Origin of the sequence: Paraburkholderia dioscoreae (genome assembly GCF_902459535.1) — a bacterium.
Classification (GTDB): domain Bacteria; phylum Pseudomonadota; class Gammaproteobacteria; order Burkholderiales; family Burkholderiaceae; genus Paraburkholderia; species Paraburkholderia dioscoreae.
Genome location: NZ_LR699553.1, coordinates 1,529,298 through 1,555,461, shown reverse-complemented (window position 1 = coordinate 1,555,461; position 26,164 = coordinate 1,529,298). Strand labels below are relative to the sequence as shown.

Here is a 26,164-nt window from a genome sequence, read left to right as displayed (position 1 = left end):
CACCACCGTTACAGAACGGCAGGCCTCGCATGAGGCAGGATCAAAAACAGCAACGCTTTCGCTTCAACCCCGCAACATATACGTTTCGTATTCCAAAGACATGAATTTGTGGTCGAGCACTTTCACTGCCGCCACCACCACGACCAGCAGCGCCAGCGCAAATCCATAGCCGTAGAAATCCGGCCCGAGTCTGAGCGTGATGCCGGTGAAGAGTCCGTTCAGCACGACGAATGCGCCGGTGAGCCGCAGCACGACGCGCCGCCCGTCGAGATAGAAGAACACGTTGAGCAGCCCCAGCAGCAGCACCTGCAGACTCGCCGACACCACGTCCACCACCAGCAGCGGCATATAGAGCGGCGAAATGCCCAGCGAGCCCAGCACGCGCTCGCCGAAGGCGATGATCAGCAACAGCACCACCGCCTGCACCTTGATGATTTCATACAGACCGGCCCGCACGCTGCCCACCATCATGTCGCGCATTTCGTTGATATGGCGCAGCGTCGCGCCGCTGCGCACGGCGTCGTAGAAAGCGTCGTAGTACTCGACGAAATCCGCCTCGATGCGCACGAGGAAGGTCGCCATGCCGGGCATCACGCACACGTAGGCGATAAAAATCGGAATGTCGTAAATCACCGACGCGTGCAGCGGGCCGATGACCCGGGTGCCCGTACCCGGCGCATACCAGAACATGAACTTGTCGAGCCACACGCCGATGTTGAACAACAGGCCGACCAGCGCGAGGCTCGGATAGGCGAAGCGCCGCTCGAACACTTCGAACGAAACGAAACGCTCGCTGCGGTAATTGCGGTAGATCAGACCCGACAAGCCGGCGAGCAGCACGATGTGCCCCGCCACGAATCCGCCGAGCAATCCGACAAGTCCATAACCGTTCAACGCGAGCGCGAGGCACACCACGCACGCATAGCCCACGGCGAACACCAGCAGGATTTGCCGATACTGCTTCACGCTCGACAGAAAGATCACGGCGATCCAGATGTTGCTGACCACGACAAAGCCCGTAATCATCAGCAAGCGATAGATCAGCGGTTCCTCGCGGAAACCCACCAGCATCGCGATCACCGCGACCACGCTGGCGAGAATCGACGACACCAGCACCACGCCGTTATAGTTCGACAGCACGAGGTCATCGCGTTTTTCGAACAGCCGGTCGGAAATGAACCGCGTGAACGACAACTGCAGCGGCCCGGTGAGAATCAGGCTGAGCGCGATCAGATAGGTGACCGACACCTGAAACTGCACGATCGCGAAGGTCGGGATCACCGAGGTGAGACTGATCAGGCCGATGATCAGGATCCCGAAGATCGACAGGATCAGCGGCCCGGAACTGATCAGGCCCGCGTAGGCATAGGCGCGCGCCACGCCGGTCAGCGTGTCGCGGCGCATGATCTTGCGCAATTCGAAGCCGATACCCGCCATCAGCGTGTCTCCCGCGATTGAACGGACTGCGCCGGCTGCACGCGCGGCTCCGCCCCGGATTGAGTGGCGTGGTGCATCGGGCAGCGCGCCGCGTCGGCGGCCGTGCCGTTGCGCTCGCGATCCGGCATGGCGGAAAGCCGGTCATACAGGGTGCGATAGCGGTCGATCATCTGCTTCCTGGTGTAATAGCGGCGCACGCGCGCGAGTCCGGCCTGCTGCGCGGCGTGCCAGCGGGTCTCGTCGGCGAGCAGCGACAGCACCGCCTGGGCAAACGCCGCCGGGTCCGCGAGCTGAACCACCATGCCGGCCGAACCGAGCGCGCGATCTTCCGCATCCATGCCTTCGATCAGCTGGCGGCACGAGCCCACATCCGTTGTGATGGCCGGCACGCCGGCCGCGAAGCCCTCCAGCACCACCAGCGGCAGCGCCTCGCTGATCGAGGTCAGCGCGATCACGTCCACTTGCGGCAGCATGTCGTCGATGCGCTGGAAACCGAGGAATTTCACATTGCGGCCGAGCCCGAGACTCTCCACGAGCGCGCGGCATTCGAGCGCGTAGGCGGGATCTTCCTCTTCCGGCCCGATGATCCAGCCTTCCAGATTCGGCATGGTCCGCGACGCAATGAAGATCGCGCGAATGAAGGTCTTGATGTCCTTGATCGGCACCACCCGCCCGATCAGCGCCACCACGCGGTGCGAGCGCGGTTTGCGCTCGGCCACCAGCGGCCCCAGCGCGTCGACGTCGATACCGTTCGGTATGCATTGCGTGCGCTCGGCGCGCGCGCCGTCCGTGATCTGGCGCTGGCGGTTCGCCTCGTACAGCGCGACGATGTCGTCGGCGGCGTCGTAAGCGAGCTTGCCGATCGCTTCGAAGAAACGCACCCACAGCTCGCGGAAATAGCTGACGCGCGAAATATCGCGTTCGAACACACCACGGTTGTCGCGAATCCACTGGCTCTGCAGCAAGTCGATCTTGCGTTCCTTCGTATAGATGCCGTGTTCGGAAACCAGCAGCGGGCGGCCCGTGCGGTAATGCATCAAGGCGCCGAGAAAGCCGCCATAACCTGTCGATACCGTGTGATAAACCTTCGCCGGCAGCAGTTTCTCGGCGACGCGCGCGAGTTGCCACAGCGGCTTGTGCATGATCCGCACGGTCCAGAAGTAATCGGTAAACGACGGATCGGTACAGTACTTCTGATACTGATCGACAATGGTGTCCCACGCCGCACGGCTCGACAGGAACTGTTCCTCGTTCAGCGCGCCGTGTGCGCCGAGCATCGGGATCATACTGGCCATCAGCTCGCCGGCGTCCCGGCCGTTGCGCGGATCGCGCAGCGCGTCGTGCAATGCCTGCGAGTGCGCGAACGCGGCGGCGTCGCCATCCACGGCACGCGGTTGAAAGTCCGCGACCGCCTGCTCGTACAGATAATGCGTTTCGAGATGCACGACGTTTTCCGGCAGCGCATAGGCAACCCCGGCGTAGTCCTGTTCCCGGCTGCCGATAAAGACAATCGCGAAACGGATCTCCGGGTACGAGCGGATCATTTCGTTGACCCAGCTCGACACGCCGCCACGCACGAACGGGAACGTGCCTTCCAGCAGCAGGCAGACATCGGCATCGGCGGCACGTCGGATCGGGAGTTCTTTCATCATGACCAGTACTTCACAACCGGTTTGAGTGTGGGCAACGCGGCCGCATTGCCCAGCGATGCGAGAAGCTGCGAGACACGAGCGTAGTCGCCGCGCAGGAAATCGGCTTCCGCGAGCCACGGCACCAGCCGCTCACGCGGGAAGCCCAGTTCGAGCGCGTGCGCAATGTATTCGTGCGCGGCATCGGGCAACGCATTCGCCAGTGCGAGACGGCCGCGAATCAGCCATAGCGCCGCATCGGTCGGATCGGTTTCGAGCGCCGTCTGCGCGTAGCGATCGGCCTGTTGCAGCGTGTGGCGGTAGACCGCGCCCTGCACGAGGTTCTGGTACACGAGTTCGAAATACAGTTCGGCCAGCATGCGGTTGAGCGCGTGCCGCTCGGTGTCGTTGCCGGTCACTTCCAGTGCCTTGCTGGTCCGGAAGATCTTCTGCATGATTTCGTTTTCGGCGTGGTCGAGCGTGCCGTAAGCGATCAGGCGGATGTCTTCGAGCGGATCGGCCAGCAGCTCGCGCAGCAACGTGCCGGTGGTGCGGGTGGGCATGCTCTGGATCGCCACGAGCGCCGACAACCGGTCGGTGGGCGATACCTGGGTATTCGCGAGCCGCGCCTGCAACCGCGCGCCGCCGCCGTGCGAAACGCGCGACACCAGATACGTGACGAATTCCGGGCGCGGCACGTCGGCGAGTTGATCGCTGTCCTTGCTGGCCGGAAAGAGCGCAGCCCAGATGCAGCTACTCAGCACCACGAGGCCGCCGAACAGCGGCACGAAGGTACAGGCGAGCCACAGGAACAGCAACGAGAGCGCCCGGGGCTCGCGATAATTCAGCGGCAGCCACGAGCGGAACGCGACGGCTTCGGCGAGTCCGGCCAATGCCTGCAGCGCGAAAAAGCGCAGCAGCGGATCGGTCGCGCCGGCCGGTTGCAGCAGGCTCGCGATCGCCAGGTATTGCACGATCACGGCCACCACGGCCGCCAGCGCGCCGACGATGAAAGAAAGGGTCTTAGACATCGAGGCCGCTTCGTTTGAGAAGGCGCATCAGCGCCGCGCCGGGCTCGTCGCCCTCCAGGTGGAGCGTATGAACGCCGACGCGCGCACGCTCCAGGTCGGTGTTGAACTGTGCCGTCAGGCTGGCTTCGATCCGTGCCAGATAGCCGTCGATGCCGGTCGTGTCGGTGGCGGGCATCAGATTCACCAGCACCGACTGCTTCGCCGTTTGCACCGGCCACATCACGTCGAGTGAGCGGCGGCGGCGCATCACATGCTCGAACAGCGAGTCGCCCTCTTCGTCGCGCGGAAAAGCCAGCGCGACGAGCGACGACGCCACGCCCGCCTTCTGCTGAAGACGCGCGAGACGGCTCAGGTCGAGCGCGAATTCGTACGGGCAGTTCGGCACGCTATCGAGAATGCGCTGCACGAAGGCGGAATGCTCGACGCCGTCGGCGTAATAGCCGAGCAACACCAGCAGCAATTGCAGGTTGTCGAAGTTGAGCGACAGGAACGGCATGCGCTTGACGACGAGCAGCGCGCGCAGCTCACCGTCCGCCGACACCAGCGGCGCGCAGACCAGGTACTGGCTGACCGGCACGACCGTGTCTTCGTTCTTCAGATGCGCGACGCTCAGCGTGTTGAGCGCATGCATCACGAGTTCGTCGTGCATTTCGAGTTCGAACGGATCGCCGATCCGGCCGATCGCCTCGCTGTCGAGCTTGTTATCACGCACCGGATACAGCGCCGCGACTTCGATCTGGCAGGCCTGCGCGACGAATTCGAGCAAGCCGCTCGCGCCGCCCAGCGGATGTCCCTCTTTGGCAACCGCCGGCACTGCAAGCGCCGTCTCGCTGGAGACCGACAGCCGGCGCAATTCGGTAATCGAATCGCGCAGCGTGGTGGGCCGGGAAAGCAGATCCTTTTCGAGCCGCTCGTGCGACAGCCGCATCAGGTAGTGGCTGTTGGTCAACGCAACGAGACGGTCGTTCAGGTAATCGTTCAGCGAGGAGGCGCGTTCGGCGCGGCTGCCCCAGGTATCGCCGAAATGCCCGGCGAGAATCGTCTGGATCAGGCCGCCGGCGAAATACAGCGCGGGGAACGGGCCGCCATGCGGATAGAAGAGCGCCCATGCGCCGAGTATGAAAGCCCCGCTCAGCAAACCAAGCAGGCTGCCGTACCGCAAGGCCACCAGCAAGGACACCAGCCATAGCCACGGAAAACCGGAGCGCAGCAGCAACGGGTCTTCCGGATGAAGCCACCGCGCCACGGCCAGTACGACCAGCACGAGCACGACAGTCTCCACGATCGCGAACGGCCGCGCCACCGCGGGCGCCAGAAAGCGGCGCACACGTCCGAGATTGCCGAACGGATGCGCGTGGCGCGGCTTGGATGCGCCCGGATTGTTTTCCACGGCTGCGGTATTCACGGCCATTTCCTTTTCACATGTCGGGTGTCGGTTCGCGGCCCGCGTTTCGGGCGCCGACCGGCAACCTTGGGGATAAGCTTACTGACGCGCTTGCAACGGCGACAGGACCTTGGCGATCAGCGAGGTCGCCACGCTCGACAGACCCGAGCGGCTCCAGCCCGTGCGCGTACCCGTCGCGCTCCACACCACGGCGCCGTTCGACACATCGATCAGCTCGAAGGTCACGCCGACCACCGGCTCGCCGTCCACACCCGTCTTGTAGCGCCATTCTTCGACCGCACCCGAGAGGACGTAGCGGGCGTTCTGCGAACGCGCCCATTCCAGCGCCTTGTCGCTGTCGGCCCGCTGCGTCGTGTCGAACAGCGAATTGCGGTTCGAATCGGCCGGGGCAATGCGCACATCGGCGATACCGCCCGCGCGCAGCGTATTGGCCGCGATCGATTCGGCGCTATGGCCCGCATCCGGCGTTTCAGTGTAGTTGGCGATCGACACCACCGCCACTTTGTCGCCGCGTGCGAGCGCGGGGCCCGAGGTCTGGCGCACCGTGCCGCATGCGCTCACCAGCAGGGCCAGCGCGGTTGCCGCGACACACCAGGCGCTCGTGCGAGCCAATCGTTTAATGCCGTACATGAAGAATTCTCCTTGGGATAACTATGCGAAATCCGGTTCAATAAAACCAGCTATAGCGAGCGCCGATCTGGGTCACCGGCGTGCCGAGACGCGAGACGCGCTGATGCGAGAAAAAGAGCGCCGCGTGATCGCCGCCGAACACCGTGCCCGCGAGGCCCAGACTGAGCGACGGACCCCAACCCTGGAACGAATCATGCAGCACGCCGACGTCGAGGAACGGCCGCCATGCACGCGTGTACTGGTCGATCAGATCGTTGCCGAAGCCGAAGAAAACGCCGTATTGCGAGTAGGTCTGCGGGATGAACGTCGACGCGCTGACCGGGCCGGCGCTCACGGGAATCAGCCGCGAGATCAGGCCGTCGGCCTCGCCGCTCGCGCCGTAGTCGCCATGCGCGCCGATCAGCCGCAGCGTGTAGTCCGGATAGTTCGTGCGGATGCGATAGCCGATTTCACCGCTCGACAGCACACCGCTGCCAAGATAGCTGCGCGCCTGGCTGTAGAAGCGATCGGCCTCGACGGTGCCCGTGGCATACAGACTCTGCGTCGCGCGGTACGTAATCGTGCCGACCACGTTGTCCTTCATGCCACCCACCTGCAACGCCTGCGACTCGCGCGCGGTCTGGTTGCGGCCCGCTTTCAAGGCGATCGACAACGGCGAATTCCTGCCCCACTCCGCAGCCACCGACACGCTGTAGAAACTGTCGAGCGCTTCGCGGCGTCCCACGGTGACCATGAACGCGGTGTCGTACGTTTGACGCCGCGCGAAAAATTCCACCGAACGATCCACCGACGGCACGTTGGTGAGTTGCCCCTGATCCGTGGAGTGCTGGAAGCGCTGGATACCGTTCACGCCGACCATATACAGATCGGCGATCTTGATGCTGCCCGCCAGCGTCTGTTCGATGTAATCGAGCGGATGCTCGACGTAGCTGGTCACGGTCGCATCGAGCGATTGCGGCCACGTCAGAGCGGTCTGCTCGAGGCGGCTATGCAGTTCCGAATCGTAAGGCGCGCCTTCCAGCCCCTGAAACGCGAGGTCTTCGGCCGCGCCCGGACGATCCACCGCGATCGACGCATCGATACGGTTATAGAGCGGCAAGCGCGCGCCCTGCTGGTCGAGCAGCCGCTCCATCGCGGGCTTGTCGTTGTCGGCGAGCGCGATCGCGATCAACTGCTCCGAAGGTTGCACGAGAACATTGGCGTACTGACGAGCCAGCCAGCGCTTCGCCAACGGATTCGCTTCATGCGACATCGCCCAGGCGAGCGCCACGTCGCGCGCCACCGACGAACTCAACTGCGCCTGATCCGGCAACGCCGCGGCAGCGTGCGCCTTCACGGGCTGCGCGGGCGGCAGGCCGGCCGCGTCGCCGAGCAGCGTGCGGCGCGCTTCGGTGTTGTCGTTGCGGCCGGCGTCGCTGGCGAGCAGATCGATCAGGAAAGCCTTCGACACGTCCGCGTTTTCGAAGATCGACGCGAGCGTCACGCGGCGGCCCAGCATCTGCTCACGCACTTCGCTGCCCTGCGAGGCGCGCGTGCGCAGCACGATCTGTCCTTGTGCGCTGTTGGCGCGAACGGCGGCCTCTTCCTGCTGCATCTGACGCCAGACGTTGCGGCGGATCGACCACGCGAGATCGCTGCGCCCCGCCATTTCCTGCGCTTCGGCGTAGGTCAGTTGCCAGAGCGGATCGCGCGACATGGCCGCCGATTGCAGCCGCAGATACTTGAGCGCGGCTTCAGGCCGGTTCAGGCGCATCAGCGCGGCGGCCAGCGGCCCCCACAAAGCCGGCGCCTGCGCGGGCGCATCGCGCCATTCGGCCACCGCCTCGCGCAGTTGCGCTTCGCTGCCGTAGTCCACCAGCGTCCAGAGCAGCGCGGCGCGCAAGTCGAGCGTCGCGCCCGGCAGCGCCACCGCGTGCTGCAAGTCGTGCAGCGCGTCGAGCGGACGGTCGGTCTGGCGATAGTATTCGGCGCGCACGCGCAGAAACGCGGGGTCGCCTTCAGCGGTGGCCAGTTGCTCGGGCGTCAGGCTTTTCAGCAACGCGTCGACGCGATCGTATTGCTCGGCATCGGTGTAATAGTGAATCGCACTCTGCAGCGCGCGCTGCGACTGGTCGCGGCGGAACTGCAACTCGGACGTGCGGGCCGCGTCGACCGGATATGCGTCGTAGAAGTACGTCATTGCGGCGAGATCTTCGGGCGCCGCCTTGCCGCTGGCAAGCAGATGCCTGTAGGCGTCATTCGCAATGTCGTCACGCTGCAAAAGACGCGCGAGTTGCGCGGCATTGCGCCAGAACAGCACGTCGTCGTCCTTGGCGCCCTTGCGCGCGGCGAGCAGCGTGTCGAGCGCGCCCTTGTAGTCGCCGTGACGATATAGCAGGCTCGCCGTGCGCAGCGCGTATTGCGTGTTCGACGGATACAGCTGATTCAGCTTGCGGTAGTAGGCCAGCGCTTCGTCGTCGTGACCGGAGCGCTCGGCGAGCTGACCCAGACGCGTATCGATCGCTTCAGCCGGCGAATTGCGTTGGCGGCTGCGCAGGAAAGCCAGCGCGTCGTCCGGGCGGCCGAGACGCTCGTAGGCCGCAACCACCGAGTCGACCAGCTTGAGGTCGCCGGGCGCCGCGTTCGATGCCTGGATCAACGCCGCCAGATAGGCATTGTCGTCGTTGAGCATGGGCGCGAGGCGCATGACGTTTTTCCAGCCTTCCGGATCGTGCGTGGCCTGCGCGTACGCGAGCCACATCTGCAAGGCGAGCGGCGACGCATGGTTCCATTCGGAGACCTGAGCGAGGCGTTTGGTCCAGACCGGCGAGCCCGGATTCTTGCCGACCTGCTCGGTCGCCACGCGCTGTGCGTTCGGCAGATCGTTCGATTCGAGGAACGACTGATAGAGGAGACTCGGCACGTCGTTCGACGTGGCTGTAGGGTTTGATGCGGCTGCGGGCGCTGCTGCATTCGCTGCTGCATTCGCTGCGGCGCTCGATGCCGCTGCCGGCGCCGTATTCGCTGCCGGATTCGACGCCGTTGCGGCAGGCGCCGATGCCGCGGTGGACGCCGCGACACGCACGAGATGCACATCGCCCCAACCCTGCGTGCGGGTGCGCATCGCGAGCGCCGCTCCGGCCTGCGGGCCGTCCATATAGGCGTACTGCCCCTGCGAACCGTCTTCACGCGCACGCTGGCGGATGAAGTCGACGAGACGCAGCGCGCCGTCTTCATCAGGCCGTGCCTGCGCATAGCCGGCCAGCGCCTTCGCATAACGGTCGACGAGATCCGGGCGATGCGCCGCGCGCGCCAGGTTCAGCAGCACGACGAGCGTCTCGTGATCGTGGGCAAACGCGGCGCCGTGGTCGTTGGCGGCAGCGAGCGCTTCGTCGAGCAGATTGCCCGATTGCAAGGCCCGAATACCTGCGATGAAGCACTGACGCTGCGCATCGAACGTCGCCGAGGCCGCTTGCAGGCGGAACCAGGCGTTCGCCGCGCCACGATAGTCGCCGCCGTACATGGCGAAGCGCACCACTTCGCGGTTCCAGCGGGTTTGTTGCGCCGGATCCTGCGCGGCAAGGCGCGCATAGAGTTGCCCGGCGAGTTGTTGCGCGTTCACCGAAGCGGCTGCTTCAGCCAGCATCTGCAGATCGGCATTCGACCAGGACAGGGCCGCCGCATTGGCGAGCTGCGTGCGCAACCGCGCGAGCGCGGCATCGCGGCCCGGGTCGTTGGCGGGCAGCGCGAACGTCTCGCGCGTCTCGACGGTCAGACGCAGCAACTGCGCCGCGCGGCGCATCTGTTCGCCGGGAATCGCCTCCATGCGGGCAGCCATACGGAGCGCGTCCTGGTTGCGCCCCAGACGCACATACTGCGTGCCGAGCACCGAGAGGATTTCCGTGTTGTCGGGCTGCACACGCAACCATGCTTCGAGATAGGCGATGCTGAGATCGCTCGGCGCGTCGGTGGACGTCATCCGGCTGCGCAGGCCGCCGCGCGGATGCACGAGATAGAGTGTGATCAACACCACGCCCGCGAGCAGCAGAACCAGCCACATAGGCGCGATGCGAGGGCGATTATCGGCCACAGGCGACCTCGACTGACTTGTAGTTCAGTTTCGGTCCGACCTCGGCCGGCGTGTCGAAACGCAGGAAATCGCCGTCACGACGCGTGACTACTGCCTGATTGTTCACGCTGACCTTGCACTGCTGAGCGTTGGCCAGCTTGACGAACGGCTGGTAGTGACCGGCGAATTCGAAACGCACGCCCTGCGGCGTGCGCCGGAAGTTGCGCACGAAACCGTTGGCTTCGCCGATATACGGCGCCGCTTCCCTTGTTACGGGGCTGCCGATCGCAAACCGGGCGCTGCCGCCGTCGATATGGATATAGGTGCCGTCAGGACCGTTTGCAAAACCGGTCACGCCCGAGGCGTTATCGAGCGACGGTCTCGCCGCCTGCGGCCAGTGCAACTCACGCACTTCGCCATTGCCGCGCACGATCCAGTCGTTCGCCTGCGGACCCACCTCTTTCGCCACCGCGAACGTGTGCCAGTCGAGCACCTTGCGGATGTACTCGCTCACGTAGACCGGCATCACCGGCTGCTTGAGCACCGTCGAAAAGATCTGGTCGAGCGCGCGCAACGAGGCCACCTTGGTGCCGCTGTACATGTGATAGTAAATGTCGATCGGCTTGAAACGCAGCGGCCGGTCGGTCATTGCGAAGGTCTCGAGCACACGGGTAAAGCCATAGAACGGGCCTTGCCAGTCGTTCGTATAGACGTTCTCGTCCTGATTCGGTGCGTACACCTGATAAGCGCCAGGCCCCTTGTCCACGCCGATCGGCGCGATATTGGTCCAGCTATTGGCCGACTTCGTGATGACCGTGTCGCCGCCGTTGAAGTTGTAGACGCCCGCCTCGTACACCTTGCGCACGACGAAACCCGGCGGCCGGCAGTCGCCCGACCATTGCAGGATCACGGTCTTCTTGCCGGCCGGCGCGAGACGCGTGTTGATGTAGTCGATCGAACCGGTGATCTCACGGTCGATATTGAAGTGATAACCCGGAATATTCAGCGAGAACGCCGCGTCGCCGCCTCCGCGATCCACTTGTGCGCCGGTCTTGCTGTCCACCTGCTCCCACTGGAACGGATGCGAATAGGTGTGCGTGCCGATCTCGACGTGCGGCAGCGCGAACATCTTGCGTGCGATCTCTTCGAGACGCGGCGAGATATCCGGATGCAGGCCCTTCGGACCCACCTCGCCTTCGATCACCGAGAGCGTCATCGGCACCGGGTAGCGGGTGAAGATCTGCTGGTACAGCGCCTCGCCGGAATAGTCGGGACCGGGGAATTCGGCGCGCGACGCGAAACCGTCGCCATCCACGTGCGACATCAACAGGCGCCGGCCGTTCTCCGTGGTGACGCTCGGCGACGGCATGTCCTGCAAATGCAGCGCCGCTTTCATGAAGGTCATTGGCTGAATCGCCCAGCGCTCCTGCTCGATGCTGTCGAGCGAGGCCACGGTGTAGGGACTGAGCGCATAGCCGCCCCACGGCGTGAGCGCGACCTGATCGAGCAGCACGCCATTGGCCGACACGCGCAGCAACGGCTGGCTGCGCGAACCCACACGCACGCCTTGCAGATCGCGCGGTTCGGGCTTCGGGCTGATTTCGAAGCCGACCATCGGATCGCTTTTGACTACCGTGACCGGTGCGGCCAGCGTGCCGCCCACGGCTTGCAGATCGAGCGCCGCGCCGGCCGAACCGGCCGCGTCGAAGCCGAACTGACCGAGAAACGCGACAGGAATGTGATCGGCCATGCGCGCGGTGACCCAACGCTGCCATGCCTCGGGATCGGGCACCGCGCCGCGCTGGATCCACGCGACGACGCCCGCGTAGCGATCCGGCGTGATGGCGTCCGGCAGACGCGACGAGAAATCGGCATACTCGACGTCGTAGCCCATATAGTTGAGCGGCATGGCCAGATCGCGTACACCGGCGCTCAGGTCGAGCGGATCCTGGGTGTCGCGGTCCTGCACAATCAAAATCTTGCGCGGCAGCACTTCTATCTTGCCGATGCCGACCACGTCGCGCGCCTTGCTCGTCACATAGGGCAGCATGCCGGCCGACACGACGCGCGCGGCCGTCTCGCGGGCGCACTGCCGGTCGGTGCGCCCGCAATACTCCACGGACACAACGGGCACGCCGCTTTGCTGCGTGAACGCGCGCGCCTCGTCAATGCGTTGTGCGCGCAACGATTCAGGGACGTCGAGAAGCTGGCCGCTGTCATCCACACCGCGAACCAGCGACTCGCCCACCACCGCGTAGAGCGACTTCGCATACGGCAGCGCATTGCGCATGACGTCGGCGCCGCCCGCCACGAGGCGTGCGTCCGGATGCGCGTCATGAATGCGGCCGGCGGCGGCGACGGCGGCGGGCGTATCGAGCAGAAAGCCCCGATAGCCACGCTGCCACAGCGGTTCGATCTGGCTGGAGAGGAATGCGTCGGCCGAACCGGCGGACTCGGCACCGTGTGTGCGCGCGATCCACGTGGTATGAGCCAGCGGATGAGCCGCCGGATCGAAACCGGTGGCCGGGTCGACCACGACGGCGTCGAAGGCCTGCAATTCGCCGACAGGCGGATTGGCCGCGTAAAAGAAAGCGAGGTTCGGCTGAGAGGAAGCAGAATGGGCGGCCGCGGCAGCGGACTGCGGCGGCGCAAGCTCGGCATGCGTCACGAGCGGTACGATACCGGCCGTGCCGAGCATTACCGCAATCAAGGTACGCGTGAGAAATCGTTCGTTCGCCCTTTCGACAACCCCGCAAGAGTCCCCGCCGGCGCGTGCCCGGGTCCGCTTCTTCATCGCCAAAATCTTTTCCCCGTTCTGTCTGAACGCGAGCGGCGTTATCCCGTATGAAGAGATGTCCCGCTAGCTGATTTTTGAGCCGGCCCATTTTGCATTATTTACACGGCGCAAATTCGACGTTGCGCCGGATGCGAAACCGACTTTTTGTTTGTTTCCTGCTAAGGCCGTGGAAGATAGCACATCAGATGGGGCGGTCTCAAGCTGAGTTATGCCATTGCGCGATTCCGGACAGTTAAATAGTGAAAAACGCATCCGCTTGAATTCAAAGGCAAACGATTGCGCGCCCGAGCGCAAGCGATACTCACCGATCCCTGGCTGGAAAATCGAGTCGTCAAGCGGTTCGAAAATGTGTTGGAAAATCGCCGCATCCAGTTCGAGTCAAACTCCGCTGAGCGCCAATCTTCTGATCAATAATCATCGGATAAAAATGCACTATCGTGCGTTTTTCTAAAAAAGTTTGATTGGGTTTAAATCGGGCGGACAAGACCGCGAGTGTGGCAACAGATACCGGAATGAAAAATAAAAATCATTCCGGGAAGGCCCGTAAGCGCACCCGCCTCAAAACGCGACAAAAAAATTAAACTGGCTCCCTAAAGAAAATGCGAGAGGATGCCGTTAGCGCAGTTTGGGCAAACCCGGAGCGATCCGGCGACGCAAAACTATAGGGACTCCCTTGCGGGAGTTTGCCAGTTGCCCGCCGTATCCACGGCGGGCCAATCGACAGCGGTTTCGAAGAACCGCGTCAGGAGGCTACATGCGGAAAAATCGGGGAATGGGTGCGGTTTCGGCTGCTGCTTCGGAATCGGTGCGCGGAACCCGCGTTGCGGGCCGCACCGGCAGGTATCTGGGGCGAGCGGGACTCATTGCGGGCCTGCTGCTGGGATGCATCGACGGCACGGCCTTCGCGGGCAGCACGGCAACCAGCCTCGTCGTACCCTCCTACTTCAATGCCACCGGCAGCGTCGCGAACTGGAACAGTCTCACGACCACGGCGCGCAAGGTGCCGACTACCGCCATCCTGAATCCGAACAGCGGCCCCGGCGTGAAGGAAGATCCGAACTATGCCGCGGCTGCCACCAGGCTTCGCGCCGCAGGCGGCAAGGTATTGGGCTACGTGTCCACGTCGTACGGCAAGCGCTCGCTGTCCGCGGTCGTGACCGATATCAACACGTATGTCGCGCTGTATAAGGTGGACGGCTTCTTCATCGACGAGATGACGTCCGACAGCCAGATGTCGCACATCCAGTTCTACCAGTCGATCTACAACTACATCAAAGGACTGAACGCCGCCTACTCGGTGACGGCCAATCCGGGCACCAACATTCCCGAACTCTACGCAAGCCTGCCGACGGCCGACCAGTTCGTCGTATTCGAAAGCACGGCGAAGAGCTACGCGAAATACCAGCCGATGAGCTGGCAAGCCGGCTATCCGAAGAACCGCTTCGTGCACATGGTGTACGGCGCGACCGCTGCGCAGTTGCCAGGCGTCGTGCAATACGCAAAAGCGCATGGCGCGGGCGGCGTGTATGTCACGTCGCTTGCCGGCGGCAATCCGTATAAGGCGCTGCCGCCCTACTGGAACGACGAAGTGGCGGACGCCGCCGCACCTTGACGGGCAAAGCCGTCGACACCCATCTTGCCCGGCCGGCGCCACTTGGACCGCCGGCCGCTTGGCACACCTATTGCTGTATTGCGCTAGCCGGCAAATAACCCGTCAAAGCACGCAGTGCCCACAACGAGTCGCCGTTTCCAGCTTCAATCCAGCAATCCATCGGTGGGAGGCCCCATGCTTCGATACGCTGCAATCTTTTTCATCATCGCCATCATCGCCGCGGTATTCGGCTTTGGCGGCATTGCCGCCGGCGCCACGGAAATCGCCAAGGTGCTGTTCTTCATCTTCGTGGTGATCTTCCTCGTCACCTTGCTGATGGGCGTGATGCGACGCTGATTAGCGCTTCGACCGTTCAGTTGGACATACAGGCCCGGCACGAAATCGGCATGCGGTTGCAATACTTGCCACACGGTATTGCAATTGTTGCTGTTGGTGCCGGTTTTTTTTGCTCTGCAATAGCGCCAGAACTGCTTTGATTCTGAACTTTAATTGGTTCGCATGCGTGAACGCTTTCGCTACATTGGACGTTCAGATCACACGCAACCATAAGGACAATCAATGGCACTGGTTCGGGGCTTTGCATTCTTCGCTCGGGCACGCACGTCGCCCGCGCGCCGCGCGCGCGTTCTGCGCGACTTCATGTCGGCGGCAGCGGCCGCGCTCGCGCTGTGCGTCGCCGGCGTCGGCACCACGCAGGCCGCGCCGCTCGCCGAACTGAAGCTCGACTACGCGTATTACTCGCCGGAAAGCCTCGTTATCAAACGCAACGGCTGGCTGGAACAGGAGTTCGCCGCCGACCACACCCCCGTCAAGTGGGTGCTCAGCCTCGGCAGCAACCGTGCGCTCGAGTATCTGAACAGCGGCGCGATCGATATCGGCTCGACAGCGGGGCTCGCCGCCGTGCTCGGCAAGGCGAACGGTAATCCGATCCGCGCCGTCTATATCTTTTCGCGCCCCGAGTGGACCGCGCTCGTCGTGCGCAAGGACTCACCCATCAAGAGTCTCGCCGATCTGAAAGGCAAGAAGATCGCCGCGACCAAGGGCACCGACCCGTTCCTCTTCACGTTGCGCGCGCTGCATACGGTGGGACTGTCGCGCGACGACGTCGAACTCGTAAACCTCCAGCATCCGGACGGCCGCACCGCCTTGGCGAACGGACAGGTCGACGCATGGGCCGGTCTCGATCCGCACATGGCCGCCGCGCAGGTCGACGACGGCGCGCGCCTGCTGTACCGCAACGTCGACTTCAACACGTGGGGCTTCCTGAACGCGCGCGACGACTTCATTCGCGAACATCCGGATGCGCTGGCCCGCGTGCTGAAGGTCTATGAAAAAGCGCGCGCGTGGATCGCCGCGCATCCCGACGATACGGCGAAGATCGTCGCTGAAGAATCGAAGGTGTCGCTCGCGGTCGCGAAGCTGCAACTCAGTCGTAACGATTTCAGCCACCCGCAGCCCGGCGCGCAGCAGATCGCCGCGCTCAAAACCGCTGCGCCGATTCTCGTCGACGAGCAACTGGTGAAAAGCGGCACCGATCTCAATCAGGTCATCGACGCGCTGATCGATTCGAAAATCGCTCAACCCGTCATCGCGTCCGCAAACTCCAACGCGAAATAATGCGCTCAATACGAATTTCGCAAGCAGTCAGTGCCTGCACGGGCGGCCGGAATCATGGCCGCGACTGAAGAGACGCTCGCGCCGGCAAGGCGCGCTTCGCAACGGCTCGCCGCGAGCAATCCCGCGCAGAATCAGCGCATACGCGACCCGTTGCGTCCGTGGCGTTATGCAGGGCTTGCGCTGCCGGTTCTGTTTCTCGCCGTGATCGAAGTCCTGGTCCGAGCGTCCGTGTTGCCCGCGCATCTCGTGCCCGCGCCGAGCGCCATCGCGCAAACATTATGGGATCTCGGCGGTCTACGTCTCGCACGGCATGTCGGCGCGAGCGTCGCGCGGGTCTGCGCAGGCTTTGCGCTGGGCTCCGCGCTCGCGTTGCTGATCGGCGCCGCGATGGGACTCAGCCGCCGCGCCGATGCACTGCTCGACCCCGCGTTTCAGGCGCTGCGCGCGATTCCTTCGCTCGCATGGGTGCCGATCCTTCTGCTCTGGATGGGTATCGACGAAGCCCCCAAAATCACGCTGATCGCGATCGGTGCATTCTTTCCGGTGCAGCTCGGCGTCGTGGCCGGCATACACGGCGTCGACCGCAAGCTGATCGAGTTCGGCGAGGTCAACCGGCTGACGCAACGCGCGCTGTTCACGCGCATCCTCCTGCCCGCTTCGATGCCGCAGATCTTCACGGGTTTGCGCACCGGCCTGAGTCTCGCGTGGATGTTCATGGTCGCCGCGGAGCTGATCGCCGCGACACGTGGACTCGGCTATCTGCTGAGCGACGGACGCGAGACCGGCCGGCCGGATGTGGTGTTCGGCGCGATCCTGCTGCTGGCGCTGCTCGGCAAACTGAGCGACGGCGCATTCAAGGCAATCGAGACGCGCGTGCTGTCCTGGCGCGACGCACGCGTTGGGACGGGAGACGGACAATGACCCAGCCACCCATGCTCGAAGTGCGCGGGCTCACCCGGCGCTTTGGGCAACGCACGGTGTTCGAACAGGTATCGTTCGAACTCGCGCGCGGCGAAATTCTGAGTCTGGTCGGTCCCAGCGGATGCGGAAAAAGCACGCTGCTGCGGGCGATTGCGGGTCTCGACCGGGACGTCGCTGGCTCAGTGGTGCTGGAGAATCAACCGCAGCGCGGACCGTCCGGGAGGATCGGCGTGATCTTCCAGGAGCCCCGGCTGCTGCCGTGGCTAAGCGTAGCCGACAATATCGCGTTCGCCGCCGGCCCGCGACGGGGACACGATCCGCGTGTGGATGCGCTGCTCGCCGAAGTCGGTCTGCCGGGTATCCGCGATACGCTGCCGAAACGGCTGTCCGGCGGCATGGCGCAACGCGTTGCGCTGGCGCGCGGCCTGTTCGCGGAGCCCGACCTGCTGTTGCTCGACGAGCCGTTCAGCGCCGTCGACGCCATCACGCGCTCACGGCTGCAACAGGTATTGCTCTCGTTGACGCGCGCCCACGGAACAGCCGCGCTGCTCGTCACGCATGATCTCGATGAAGCGCTTTACCTGTCCGATCGCGTTCTGTTGCTGTCACCGCCCGGTGACGACCGTCCGAGCCGCATCGCGCGCGAGATCCGCGTTACTGCGCCACGGCCTCGTAACCTGCGCGATCCCGCGCTGGACCCGCTGCGCGATGTCTTGCTGGAGGGGCTTGCCTACGGCAGACTTGAGGATGACGAATGAATCCGCGTCAATCGGCAGGCCGTCACCCTGTTCACGCCGCGCACGCGATCGGCGCCCGCGCGCTCAATCGGTGCGACCAGTTGGCGAGCGTACGCGTCGCCACCGGCGGCTTGCTCAGGATCGCGCTGTCGTAACGCTTGCCGTCGAAGCGCACGAAATCGACGATACGAAACCCCTGGCCGCGATAAAACGCAATCAGATGCGCAGCCGGTTGCGGCGTATCGAGCGCGAGCTCGGCATAACCTCGCGTCGCGGCCCAATGGTCGGCGAATGCGAGCAGCAGCGTACCGATGCCGCGCGCCTGCCACACCGGTTCGACCGCGAACTGCCGCAAGCTGGCGATATCGTCGCGACGGTATAGCTCGCAAGCCGATTCACGATCCTGCGCATAGAGCGTCATCGTGCCGACGATGCGTCCGTCGCACGCCGCCACATAGCAATCGCCCCGCGTGGCGCGCAGCCGTGTCGTCTCGACGGTCTGATCGACGCATGTGCAGTTGAGGCCCATCGCGCCGAGCGGTGTGAAGGCGCGATGCAACAATGCCGTCAACGCAACGTACGAATCGCGAGCCGGGTCGAAGCGGCGCAATTCGACGCGGCCCACGCCGTGACACACGTAGTCGATACGAACGGATTGTTGTGTCGTTGCACGTCGCTTCACGTTGAGCACCTCGCGGTATCAGGATGCCCGAAGTGTAGATTTCGCGTGGGTACGTCTCAAGAAAAAATGTCGTAAAAACTCACGTAGAAGGAGCGGCCCGCGCATCATCCCAACGCGGACGAAACCGGCATTAGCGAAGGTTCGCCTTCGCGCAGGCCGAGATGCAATTCCTCGCAGAGGAACGTTTGCAAGGTTTGCACGGCCGCTGCCTGAGCGCCCGACACTTCGCGCGTGAAAAGCCCGAAGTCCGCGGTGGGCGCGTCGGGCAAACCATCGGCTTGACCCAGCACGCGCATCGATTCCGAGCGGATGTTGCCGTCGAGCAGCACCGACACGCCAAGCCCGGCTTCAACCGCGGATTGCACGGCCGGCAGACTGGTGCTGGTGCACACGATGCGCCACGCAATCCCCGCGCGCCGCAACGCCGTCAGAACCTGCTGCTGCCACAGACACGCACCGCCGAATGCCACCACCGGCAAGAGCGCCTCCGCTTCGCGGCTGAAGCCGCGCGCGCCGACCCAGAAGAGCGGCTGCCGCCAGGTCAGCAGCGGCGCCGCGTCGACCAGCGCGGGATCGCCGACCACGACATCGAGGCTGCCGTCCGCGAGCCGGTTCGACAGCGCGACACTGCTGTCGACCACGATTTCCAGCGCCACTTGCGGATAAGCGATCGAAAAACGCCGCAACGCGCGCGGCAAACGACCGACCGCAATGTCCTCCAGCATACCGAGCCGCACGATGCCGGACACCTGCCCGGCGCTCAACGCGCGACGCGCATCGGCGCCCGCGCCGAGAATGGTGTGCGCATAGGGCAGCAGCAGATGCCCGGCTTCGGTGAGTTGCACACCGCGCGGTGAGCGGTCGAGCAAACGCTGCCCGAGTTCTTCCTCGAGCCGGCGCAATTGCATGCTCACCGCGGCCTGAGTGCGTGCGAGCCGCGTTGCCGCGACGCCCACCGCACCCGTCTCCGCCACGGTGACGAAGGCCCGCAGCAAGCTGCTGTCGAGATCTCGGCTCATAAGGGTTTTTGAAGTCGGCATAAGAAATATCAACTTATCTTAATACCGCCTGCACCGATAAGATAGCGTCAACGAATTCCAATCGGGCATCAGGCAATCCCCTATGCAGGACACGACCATTCAACCTACGCTGACTCCCGCGCAGAACAACGTGAAACCGGCCCGCACCGCAGCCGGGGCGGCGTTGCTGTGCGTCCTGTCGATGTCGAGCGTGCAATTCGGCGCCGCGCTCTCCGCACCGACCATGGCCGCGTACGGTTCGCTCACCACTACGTGGCTGCGGTTGTGCTGGGCGGCTTTGGTGCTCGCCGTGCTGGTGCGCCCGCGCTTTCGGACCTATTCGCGCTCGCACTGGCTTGCCGCCGGCGTGCTGGGCGCGGCGATGGCCGGCATGACATTGTGCTTTTTCGCAGCGCTCCAGCGTATTCCGTTAGGGCTTGCCGTCGCGATCGACTTTCTCGGGCCGCTAGCCGTGGCCACGTTCGCGGTGCGCCGCGCGCGAGCGTTGCTCTGGCCCGCGCTGGCGATTGCTGGCGTCATACTGCTTTCGCGCGATCGCGCCGGCTGGATCGGCGAACCGCTCGGCGTGTTGCTCGCGTGCGGCGCGGCGCTCGGTTGGGGCAGCTATATCGTGTTGATGAAAAAGACCGGCACCCTGTTCGCGGGACTCGAAGGGCTGTCGGTGTCGCTAATCGCGGCTGCGCTCGCGGCCACGCCGTTCGGACTGGCGCAAAGCGGGCTGCACGTGGCGGGCGCTCAGATCGCGGCAACGGCAGGCCTCGCGCTGCTGGTCCCGCTGCTGCCGTACGCGCTGGAAATGGTGGCATTGCGCCACATGCCGGCTGCTTCGTTCGGGATCCTGATGAGTGTCGAACCGGCAATCGGCGCGTTGGCGGGCTTCGTCGTGCTGCATCAGCCGATGGGGGTTTTACAGATCGCCGGCACGCTGCTGGTGGTGACCGCAAGCGTCGGCGCGGTGGTCGCGACGCGCTGATTCCCGTTGCAGCACAGCACCGGCAGTGCACGGCCGTCAGGGCACACAACGCCACCCGAGCGCTCAGGCGATGTTTTCCGCCTCGTAAAGACGCCGGCCCGCGGCGTCCTTCGTGCCGAGAATCGGCTCGAAATCGATCGGCCATTCAATGCCGATGTCGGGATCGCGCCACAGAATGCAGCGCTCCAGTTCGGGAAACCAGTACTCCGTGGTCTTCCACAGACACTCGGCGACCTCGGACAGCACCACGAAACCGTGCGCAAAGCCTGGCGGCACCCAGATCTGGCGGTGATTGGCCGCGCTCAGATCCGCCCCGCACCACTTGCCGAAGTTCGGCGAATTGAGCCGCACGTCCACCGCGACGCCGAACACTTCGCCCACCACGACCCGCATCAACCGCCCTTGAGGACGCTGCACCTGATAGTGCAGCCCGCGCAACACGCCGTGCACCGCGCTCGAATGCCGGTCCTGCACGAACTGGAAAGCTGGCGAGAGGTCGGCGATAAACTCGTCCTCGCTGAAGCTTTCGAAGCAGAAGCCGAATTCGTCGCAGAACACCTCGGGCTCGATGAGTTTCACCTCCGGCAATGCCGTCGCGATCACCTTGTTGCCCATGGCCGCTGCACTCGTAAGTATCCTGACCGGCAAAAACGCGGCCGCCACGACGGACGCGTTCAATTCTCGTAAGGCGCCGCCTCTTCTGCCGGCACGAGCGCCTCCACGAATACTACGCCCGCGTCGTGATCCGGCTGCGGGCGCGATATTCGGTTGGAGACAGCGCCATGCGCTTGCGGAAAATCTTCGCGAGACGATCGCCGTTGCCCGTTCCGCTGCGGCGCGCGATCTTGTCGACCGGCAATTCGGTCTCGGTGAGGAAGTTGCAGGCAATGCGCAGCCGTATCTGCAACAGATAGTCCGACGGCGTGAGTTGCATTTCATGCTTGAAACGCCGCAGGAAATTGCGCTCGCTCATCGCCGCGACCTGCGCGGCGTCCGCCACCGAAACCGGACGGTCGCAATTCGCTTCCATCCAGCGCGCTGCGGCGCGGATTTTTTCGGCCACGCTGAGTGTGCCGCCTTCCGCCGGCAGCGGCACCCAGTTGGCCGCCATGCCGGGCATCACGCGATCGGCGACGCTGCGGGCGAGTTCAGCGCCAAGGTCGCGTTTGATGAACATGAGCGCGCTGCGCGCGCAGTCATGACGATCATTGGATGCGCTGAGAGCGGACTCGCTCGTGACGCCGTTCAGATAGCGGTTCACCTGCGGTGCGTCGTGATCCGACGGGCCGGCCGCTTCCAGAACGAGTCGCCCTTCACCGATCGTTTCGATCGCGCGAGTGCGCGATTGCACCGAACGCAGCCAGCCGAGTACCCGCTCGTCGCGCGCAGCCACATGCGCACCGTAGCCGCCGGCGATAAACAGCACGTCGAAGCCGCTGCCGAAACGCGCGTCGATACGGTCGGTCCAGATGCGGGCCGAAGAAGAACTGGCGACGCTGCCGCCGTCCATTGAAAGGAATTGCACTTCGTAAGGCTGCTCTTCGCCGGCTCGCGAGCTCGACAGTTCGTTGGCGGTCTGGAACATCTCCACCACCGTGCCCGGCCCGAGCAGCCAGAAGCCGTCGAACAGCAACACGCCGATTCGCCGCGTTGCACTGCGCGCGCTCAGCGTCGGCGTATGCAACCAGGTGATCCTCGCAGTATCAAGGTGCATGTGCGGCATGATATTTCCCCAGACTGTCGTACATTGTGGACCCCGATCCCGTTAGCGGCCGATATGAACGCGATGATTATGACGAGGGTGATTTCGAACCATGCCACTTAACGGATTAAGCGTGATGTTAGCCGAACACCTCGCTATAGTAAATTTGAAAAACAAATACTATCGAGATACGGAATGTATGAAGAAAACCGTTATCTCGCGTTTCATATGTCTCACGCCGGCCGTTCCGGCGCGGCAGCGAATCATGCCGGCGAAATTTTCCGCCTTGGTGCCGGAACGGCTTGTAGCCTTGCTCCCGAGCCATCGTCACGCACTGCTCGCGCCTCTGTAGAGCCGGCTGCTTTGTGACCTGCGGGTGTCGCGTCGGCACAAGAAAGTGTTTCAAACCTGAACTCCAAACCTCGCAGATAATGACCGTTCCATAGCGGCTTTATTCGCAAACCGGGAATTTAACATCCGCCAGAATGCCATCCAAGCAGTATTTATAGAACCGATACCGATTAAATATTTAGAAACGCTTTTCTCGAACATCTGAAAACGTTTCTATATTGAAACATCGCGTATTTATACGTCTGATCTGAAAAGGTTTCTTCACGTGCGGCAAGCGCAACCTTCAGGGGAATACGCGCGCCTCGTGGCCGTGGCGCGCGTGAATCAGGTGGCGGGCGGAACGCCGTCAGGCCGTGGGCGATTCGTCGAGTGGCGCGCGTTCGACCGTGGCACGGCGTACCCGCCGCTCCTCCCTCTTGCGATGCAGTTGCGCAAGCCGGCGCCGGCCGTGCGTGAGCGACGCGACCGCATGGAACGCGACCGGCGCGAACACCAATCCGAACAGCGTGGCAGCCAGCACGCCGCCGAACACGCCGGTGCCGATCGAGCGGCGGCTTTCGGCGCCCGCGCCGCTCGACACCACCAGCGGCACGACGCCGAGCAGAAACGCCGCCGAGGTCATCACGATCGGGCGGAAGCGCGCGCCCGCGGCTTCGGTCACGGCACGCGTCAACGGCAGGCCACGCTGATACAGATCGCGGGCGAATTGCACGATCAGAATCGCATTCTTCGCCGCGAGGCCGATCACCGTGATCATGCCGACCTTGAAGTACACGTCATTGGGCATGCCGCGCAACAGCACGGCCGCGACCGCGCCGATCACGCCGAGCGGCACGACCATCAGCACCGCTAACGGGATCGTCCAGCTTTCGTAGAGCGCCGCCAGCGCCATGAAGACCGCTAACAACGAAAGGCCGATCAGTAGCGGCGTGAGTTTCGCGGCCGCGGTTTCCTCGCGCGCCGCATCGACCCAGTCGTACTGGACGCCAACCGGCAACGCGGCGGCGAGCCGTTCCATCTCCGCCATCGCCGCGCCGGAACTGTAGCCGGGGGCCGCGTGACCGCTCACGTCGAGCGACGGATAACCGTTGTAGCGTGTCAGCATCACCGGGCCGATCGTCCACTGGCGCGTCGCGATAGCCGAGAGCGGCACCATGCCGCCCGTCGAGTTGGGCACCGCGAGCGCCAGCAGGTCGTCTTCGGTCATGCGCGTGGCGGCCTCGGCGGCGATCATCACACGGCGCATGCGGCCGCCCGCCGGGAAATCGTCGATATAGGTCGAGCCGAAGGTGCTGCCCAGCACGTCGGCGATGCGATCGAACGACACGCCGAGCGCATACGCTTTCGCGCGGTCGACGATCAGCTCGACGCGCGGCGCGTCAGGCAGATCCTCGGAGTGCACGGAAGCCAGCACAGGACTCGCTTTGGCCTGCGTGAACAGTTGCTCGCGCGCGGCCTTCAGCGCGTCGAGCCCCACTCCGCCGCGATCCTCCAGACGAAACACGAAACCGTCCGAATGCCCGACGCCCGGCACCGAAGGCGGCAATTGCGCCTCTACGTTGCCGTCCAGAATCCTGTCGAACTTTGCATTGAGCCGGTCTCGCAGAGCCAGCGCGTCGACATCACGCTTGCCCCAGTCCTTGAGTTCGACAAACCCCATCGCCACGTTCTGGCCGCTGCCGGAAAAACTCCAGCCGATCACACTCGTCACGTTGGCGATGGCGGGCTCCGCGTGGAGGATTTTTTCCACCCGCTCCACTACGGCCAGCGTGCGTGCCTGCGTGGCACCCGCGGGCAATTGCACCATCACCTGCAACTGGCCTTCGTCTTCGCTCGGCAGAAAACCGCCGGGCATCTGCCAGTAGAGCAAACCGCACACGCCGACCAGCACCGCGTAGACCGCCAGCATCGGGCCAATGCGGTGCAGCGTGCGCGCGGTCAAGCCGCGATAGCCACGCGCGGCCCGATCGAAACCGGATGTGAAGCGGCTTGCCGCGCGCGCCGCGAAACCCAGAACGCCGCGGCGCGCATCACGTTGACGAACCGATTGCGTGTGCGCCTTCAAGAGATTCGCGCACAGCGCGGGCGTCAACGACAAGGCCATGAACGACGACACCAGCATCGACGCGATCATGGCCACCGCGAACTGCCGGTAAATGCCGCCGACGCCGCCGGGGAAAAACGCCATTGGTACGAACACGGCCGTCAACACCGCCGTCACGCCGACAATCGCGCCGCCGATCTGCGACATCGCCTTGCGCGTAGCCTCGCGTGGCGGCAGGCCCTCTTCTTCCATCACGCGGTGCACGCTCTCCACCACCACGATCGCGTCGTCGACGAGAATCCCGATGGCGAGCACGAGGCCGAACAGAGTGAATACGTTGATCGACAGACCGCACGCGTACATGGCGAGAAACGCGCCCATCAGCGTGACCGGAATCACCACGGTCGGCACCAGCGTGTAGCGCAGATCGCGCAGAAACAGCCACATGACGAAGAACACCAGCACCACCGCTTCCGCGAGTGTGACGAGCACCTCGTGAATTGCAATCTGCACGAAATGCGCGTTGTCGAACGGGATTTCGATGGAGACGCCCGATGGCAATCCTTTCGACAACTCGGCAAGCCGCGCACGAATCGCATTCGACGTTTCGAGCGCGTTGCCGCGCGGCCCGAGTTGAATCCCGACCGTCGCCGCGGCCCTGCCGTTCAGGCGCGAATAGAACGAGTAATTGTCGCGCCCCACTTCAACCCGCGCGACGTCGCGCAGGCGCACGGCCGAGCCGTCCGGCCGCGCCTTCAGCACGATCTGGCCGAATTCGGCCGGCGAGATCAATTGCCCCTTCACACTCACCGAGGCGGTGAGTTGCTGGCCCGGCACGAATGGCGCGTCACCCAGCGTGCCGGCCGTGACGGTCGCATTCTGCGCGGCAATGGCGGCGTTCACTTCGGCGGCGCCGAGGCCGTATTCGCGCAGCTTCATCGGATCGAGCCAGATGCGCAGCGCTTCGTCCGCGTCCCAGAGTTGGGCCGAGCCCACTCCTGGCGCTCGCTTCAATTCACGCAACACGTAGCGGCTCAGGTAATCGCTCAGTTGCACGGAGTCGCGCGTGCCGTCGGTGGAGGTGAGCGCCACCAGCATCAGGAACGTGTTGGCGGCCTTGAACACGCTGATGCCCTGCTGCACGACCTGCTGTGGCAAGCGCGGCTCGACCTGCTTGAGCCGGTTCTGGATATCCACCAGCGCGAGATCGGGATTGGTGCCCGGTGCAAAGGTCGCGTCGATTTCGAGCTCGCCCAGGCTGTCGCTCGTCGTTTCGTAGTACAGCATATTGTCGGCGCCATCGAGACTCTCCTCGATGATGCTGCCGACATTGGCGTCCACGACTTCAGTCGAAGCACCCGGATACGTGGCGGATATCACGACGCGCGGCGGCGCAAGACGCGGATACTGCGCCACCGGCAGTTGCGGAATAGCCAGCGCGCCCGCCACGACAAGGGCGAGCGCGACGATCCATGCGAAGACCGGGCGGTCGATGAAGAAAAATGGCAC

General features: G+C 64.1%; 18 protein-coding genes and 1 riboswitch. Of the genes, 6 read left to right on the top strand and 12 right to left on the bottom strand.

Annotated elements, in window-relative coordinates; genetic code table 11:
- Positions 1-63: 63 nt before the first annotated feature.
- From pelG to PDMSB3_RS06910, 7 genes are all read right to left on the bottom strand, one after another.
- Positions 64-1,437, bottom strand: coding sequence for an exopolysaccharide Pel transporter PelG (gene pelG / locus PDMSB3_RS06940; protein ID WP_007182443.1), 1,374 nt, complete (start codon positions 1,435-1,437; stop codon positions 64-66).
- The gene (gene pelF / locus PDMSB3_RS06935) at positions 1,437-3,089 is read right to left on the bottom strand and encodes a GT4 family glycosyltransferase PelF (RefSeq protein ID WP_007182444.1); all 1,653 of its coding nucleotides are present in this window, start codon (positions 3,087-3,089) and stop codon (positions 1,437-1,439) included. The genes pelG and pelF overlap by 1 nt, the downstream gene beginning before the upstream one ends.
- Entirely contained in the window at positions 3,086-4,096 is a 1,011-nt protein-coding gene (locus PDMSB3_RS06930) for a tetratricopeptide repeat protein (protein ID WP_007182445.1), read from the bottom strand. Before PDMSB3_RS06930 ends, pelF begins: the two co-directional genes overlap by 4 nt.
- Positions 4,089-5,501: a PelD GGDEF domain-containing protein gene (locus tag PDMSB3_RS06925; RefSeq protein WP_007182446.1), complete on the bottom strand. Its 1,413-nt coding sequence runs from the start codon at positions 5,499-5,501 to the stop codon at positions 4,089-4,091. The genes PDMSB3_RS06930 and PDMSB3_RS06925 overlap by 8 nt, the downstream gene beginning before the upstream one ends.
- Positions 5,502-5,579: 78 nt before the next feature.
- On the bottom strand, positions 5,580-6,131 hold the full coding sequence (locus tag PDMSB3_RS06920; RefSeq protein WP_007182447.1) for a hypothetical protein: 552 nt from the start codon (positions 6,129-6,131) through the stop codon (positions 5,580-5,582).
- A gap of 37 nt (positions 6,132-6,168) precedes the next feature.
- On the bottom strand, positions 6,169-10,170 hold the full coding sequence (locus tag PDMSB3_RS06915; protein ID WP_165185521.1) for a tetratricopeptide repeat protein: 4,002 nt from the start codon (positions 10,168-10,170) through the stop codon (positions 6,169-6,171).
- Positions 10,171-10,189: 19 nt separating this feature from the next.
- Positions 10,190-12,877: a sugar ABC transporter gene (locus PDMSB3_RS06910; protein ID WP_165185519.1), complete on the bottom strand. Its 2,688-nt coding sequence runs from the start codon at positions 12,875-12,877 to the stop codon at positions 10,190-10,192.
- A 717-nt stretch (positions 12,878-13,594) separates the two neighbouring features.
- Positions 13,595-13,674: riboswitch (cyclic di-GMP riboswitch) on the top strand.
- A 56-nt stretch (positions 13,675-13,730) separates the two neighbouring features.
- Here PDMSB3_RS06910 and PDMSB3_RS06905 point away from each other — a divergent pair.
- The 5 genes from PDMSB3_RS06905 (at position 13,731) to PDMSB3_RS06885 (ending at position 17,884) form a co-directional block, all read left to right on the top strand.
- Positions 13,731-14,588 carry a spherulation-specific family 4 protein gene (locus PDMSB3_RS06905; RefSeq protein WP_007182450.1) on the top strand — a complete coding sequence of 286 codons (858 nt, stop codon included), beginning with the start codon at positions 13,731-13,733 and terminating at the stop codon, positions 14,586-14,588.
- Positions 14,589-14,762: 174 nt separating this feature from the next.
- The gene (locus PDMSB3_RS06900) at positions 14,763-14,924 is read left to right on the top strand and encodes a DUF1328 domain-containing protein (RefSeq protein WP_007182451.1); all 162 of its coding nucleotides are present in this window, start codon (positions 14,763-14,765) and stop codon (positions 14,922-14,924) included.
- Positions 14,925-15,146: 222 nt separating this feature from the next.
- A complete protein-coding gene (locus PDMSB3_RS06895; protein ID WP_165185516.1) occupies positions 15,147-16,205 on the top strand; it encodes an aliphatic sulfonate ABC transporter substrate-binding protein in 1,059 nt (352 codons plus the stop codon).
- Positions 16,206-16,259: 54 nt separating this feature from the next.
- Entirely contained in the window at positions 16,260-17,126 is an 867-nt protein-coding gene (locus PDMSB3_RS06890) for an ABC transporter permease (protein ID WP_165185513.1), read from the top strand.
- Positions 17,123-17,884 (top strand): ABC transporter ATP-binding protein, encoded by a 762-nt coding sequence (locus PDMSB3_RS06885; protein WP_165185510.1) that lies wholly within the window; start codon positions 17,123-17,125, stop codon positions 17,882-17,884. Before PDMSB3_RS06890 ends, PDMSB3_RS06885 begins: the two co-directional genes overlap by 4 nt.
- A gap of 31 nt (positions 17,885-17,915) precedes the next feature.
- On the opposite strand, the gene PDMSB3_RS06880 is transcribed toward PDMSB3_RS06885, so the two are convergent.
- Together PDMSB3_RS06880 and PDMSB3_RS06875 are read right to left on the bottom strand one after the other, a co-directional pair.
- On the bottom strand, positions 17,916-18,545 hold the full coding sequence (locus PDMSB3_RS06880; RefSeq protein ID WP_007182455.1) for a GNAT family N-acetyltransferase: 630 nt from the start codon (positions 18,543-18,545) through the stop codon (positions 17,916-17,918).
- Positions 18,546-18,649: 104 nt separating this feature from the next.
- Positions 18,650-19,564, bottom strand: a complete 915-nt coding sequence (locus PDMSB3_RS06875; protein ID WP_007182456.1) for a LysR substrate-binding domain-containing protein — start codon at positions 19,562-19,564, stop codon at positions 18,650-18,652.
- Between the two features lie 103 nt (positions 19,565-19,667).
- On the opposite strand from PDMSB3_RS06875, the gene PDMSB3_RS06870 reads away from it, so the two are divergent.
- Complete coding sequence (locus tag PDMSB3_RS06870) at positions 19,668-20,558, top strand: EamA family transporter (protein WP_165185508.1); 891 nt, start codon at positions 19,668-19,670, stop codon at positions 20,556-20,558.
- 63 nt (positions 20,559-20,621) lie between these two features.
- Here PDMSB3_RS06870 and rfbC read toward each other — a convergent pair whose 3' ends face one another.
- From rfbC to PDMSB3_RS06855, 3 genes are all read right to left on the bottom strand, one after another.
- Complete coding sequence (gene rfbC / locus PDMSB3_RS06865; protein ID WP_007182458.1) at positions 20,622-21,173, bottom strand: dTDP-4-dehydrorhamnose 3,5-epimerase; 552 nt, start codon at positions 21,171-21,173, stop codon at positions 20,622-20,624.
- 112 nt (positions 21,174-21,285) lie between these two features.
- Complete coding sequence (locus tag PDMSB3_RS06860; RefSeq protein ID WP_165185505.1) at positions 21,286-22,281, bottom strand: GlxA family transcriptional regulator; 996 nt, start codon at positions 22,279-22,281, stop codon at positions 21,286-21,288.
- 676 nt (positions 22,282-22,957) lie between these two features.
- Positions 22,958-26,164 carry a multidrug efflux RND transporter permease subunit gene (locus PDMSB3_RS06855; protein WP_007182460.1) on the bottom strand — a complete coding sequence of 1,069 codons (3,207 nt, stop codon included), beginning with the start codon at positions 26,162-26,164 and terminating at the stop codon, positions 22,958-22,960.

Coding starts and splice junctions, on each gene's coding strand:
- pelG (WP_007182443.1), bottom strand. CDS start 1,437: ATGGCGGGTATCGGCTTCGAATTGCGCAAGATCATGCGCCGCGACACG.
- pelF (WP_007182444.1), bottom strand. CDS start 3,089: ATGATGAAAGAACTCCCGATCCGACGTGCCGCCGATGCCGATGTCTGC.
- PDMSB3_RS06930 (WP_007182445.1), bottom strand. CDS start 4,096: ATGTCTAAGACCCTTTCTTTCATCGTCGGCGCGCTGGCGGCCGTGGTG.
- PDMSB3_RS06920 (WP_007182447.1), bottom strand. CDS start 6,131: ATGTACGGCATTAAACGATTGGCTCGCACGAGCGCCTGGTGTGTCGCG.
- PDMSB3_RS06915 (WP_165185521.1), bottom strand. CDS start 10,170: ATGTGGCTGGTTCTGCTGCTCGCGGGCGTGGTGTTGATCACACTCTAT.
- PDMSB3_RS06910 (WP_165185519.1), bottom strand. CDS start 12,877: ATGCTCGGCACGGCCGGTATCGTACCGCTCGTGACGCATGCCGAGCTT.
- PDMSB3_RS06905 (WP_007182450.1), top strand. CDS start 13,731: ATGCGGAAAAATCGGGGAATGGGTGCGGTTTCGGCTGCTGCTTCGGAA.
- PDMSB3_RS06900 (WP_007182451.1), top strand. CDS start 14,763: ATGCTTCGATACGCTGCAATCTTTTTCATCATCGCCATCATCGCCGCG.
- PDMSB3_RS06895 (WP_165185516.1), top strand. CDS start 15,147: ATGGCACTGGTTCGGGGCTTTGCATTCTTCGCTCGGGCACGCACGTCG.
- PDMSB3_RS06890 (WP_165185513.1), top strand. CDS start 16,260: ATGGCCGCGACTGAAGAGACGCTCGCGCCGGCAAGGCGCGCTTCGCAA.
- PDMSB3_RS06885 (WP_165185510.1), top strand. CDS start 17,123: ATGACCCAGCCACCCATGCTCGAAGTGCGCGGGCTCACCCGGCGCTTT.
- PDMSB3_RS06875 (WP_007182456.1), bottom strand. CDS start 19,564: ATGAGCCGAGATCTCGACAGCAGCTTGCTGCGGGCCTTCGTCACCGTG.
- PDMSB3_RS06870 (WP_165185508.1), top strand. CDS start 19,668: ATGCAGGACACGACCATTCAACCTACGCTGACTCCCGCGCAGAACAAC.
- rfbC (WP_007182458.1), bottom strand. CDS start 21,173: ATGGGCAACAAGGTGATCGCGACGGCATTGCCGGAGGTGAAACTCATC.
- PDMSB3_RS06860 (WP_165185505.1), bottom strand. CDS start 22,281: ATGCCGCACATGCACCTTGATACTGCGAGGATCACCTGGTTGCATACG.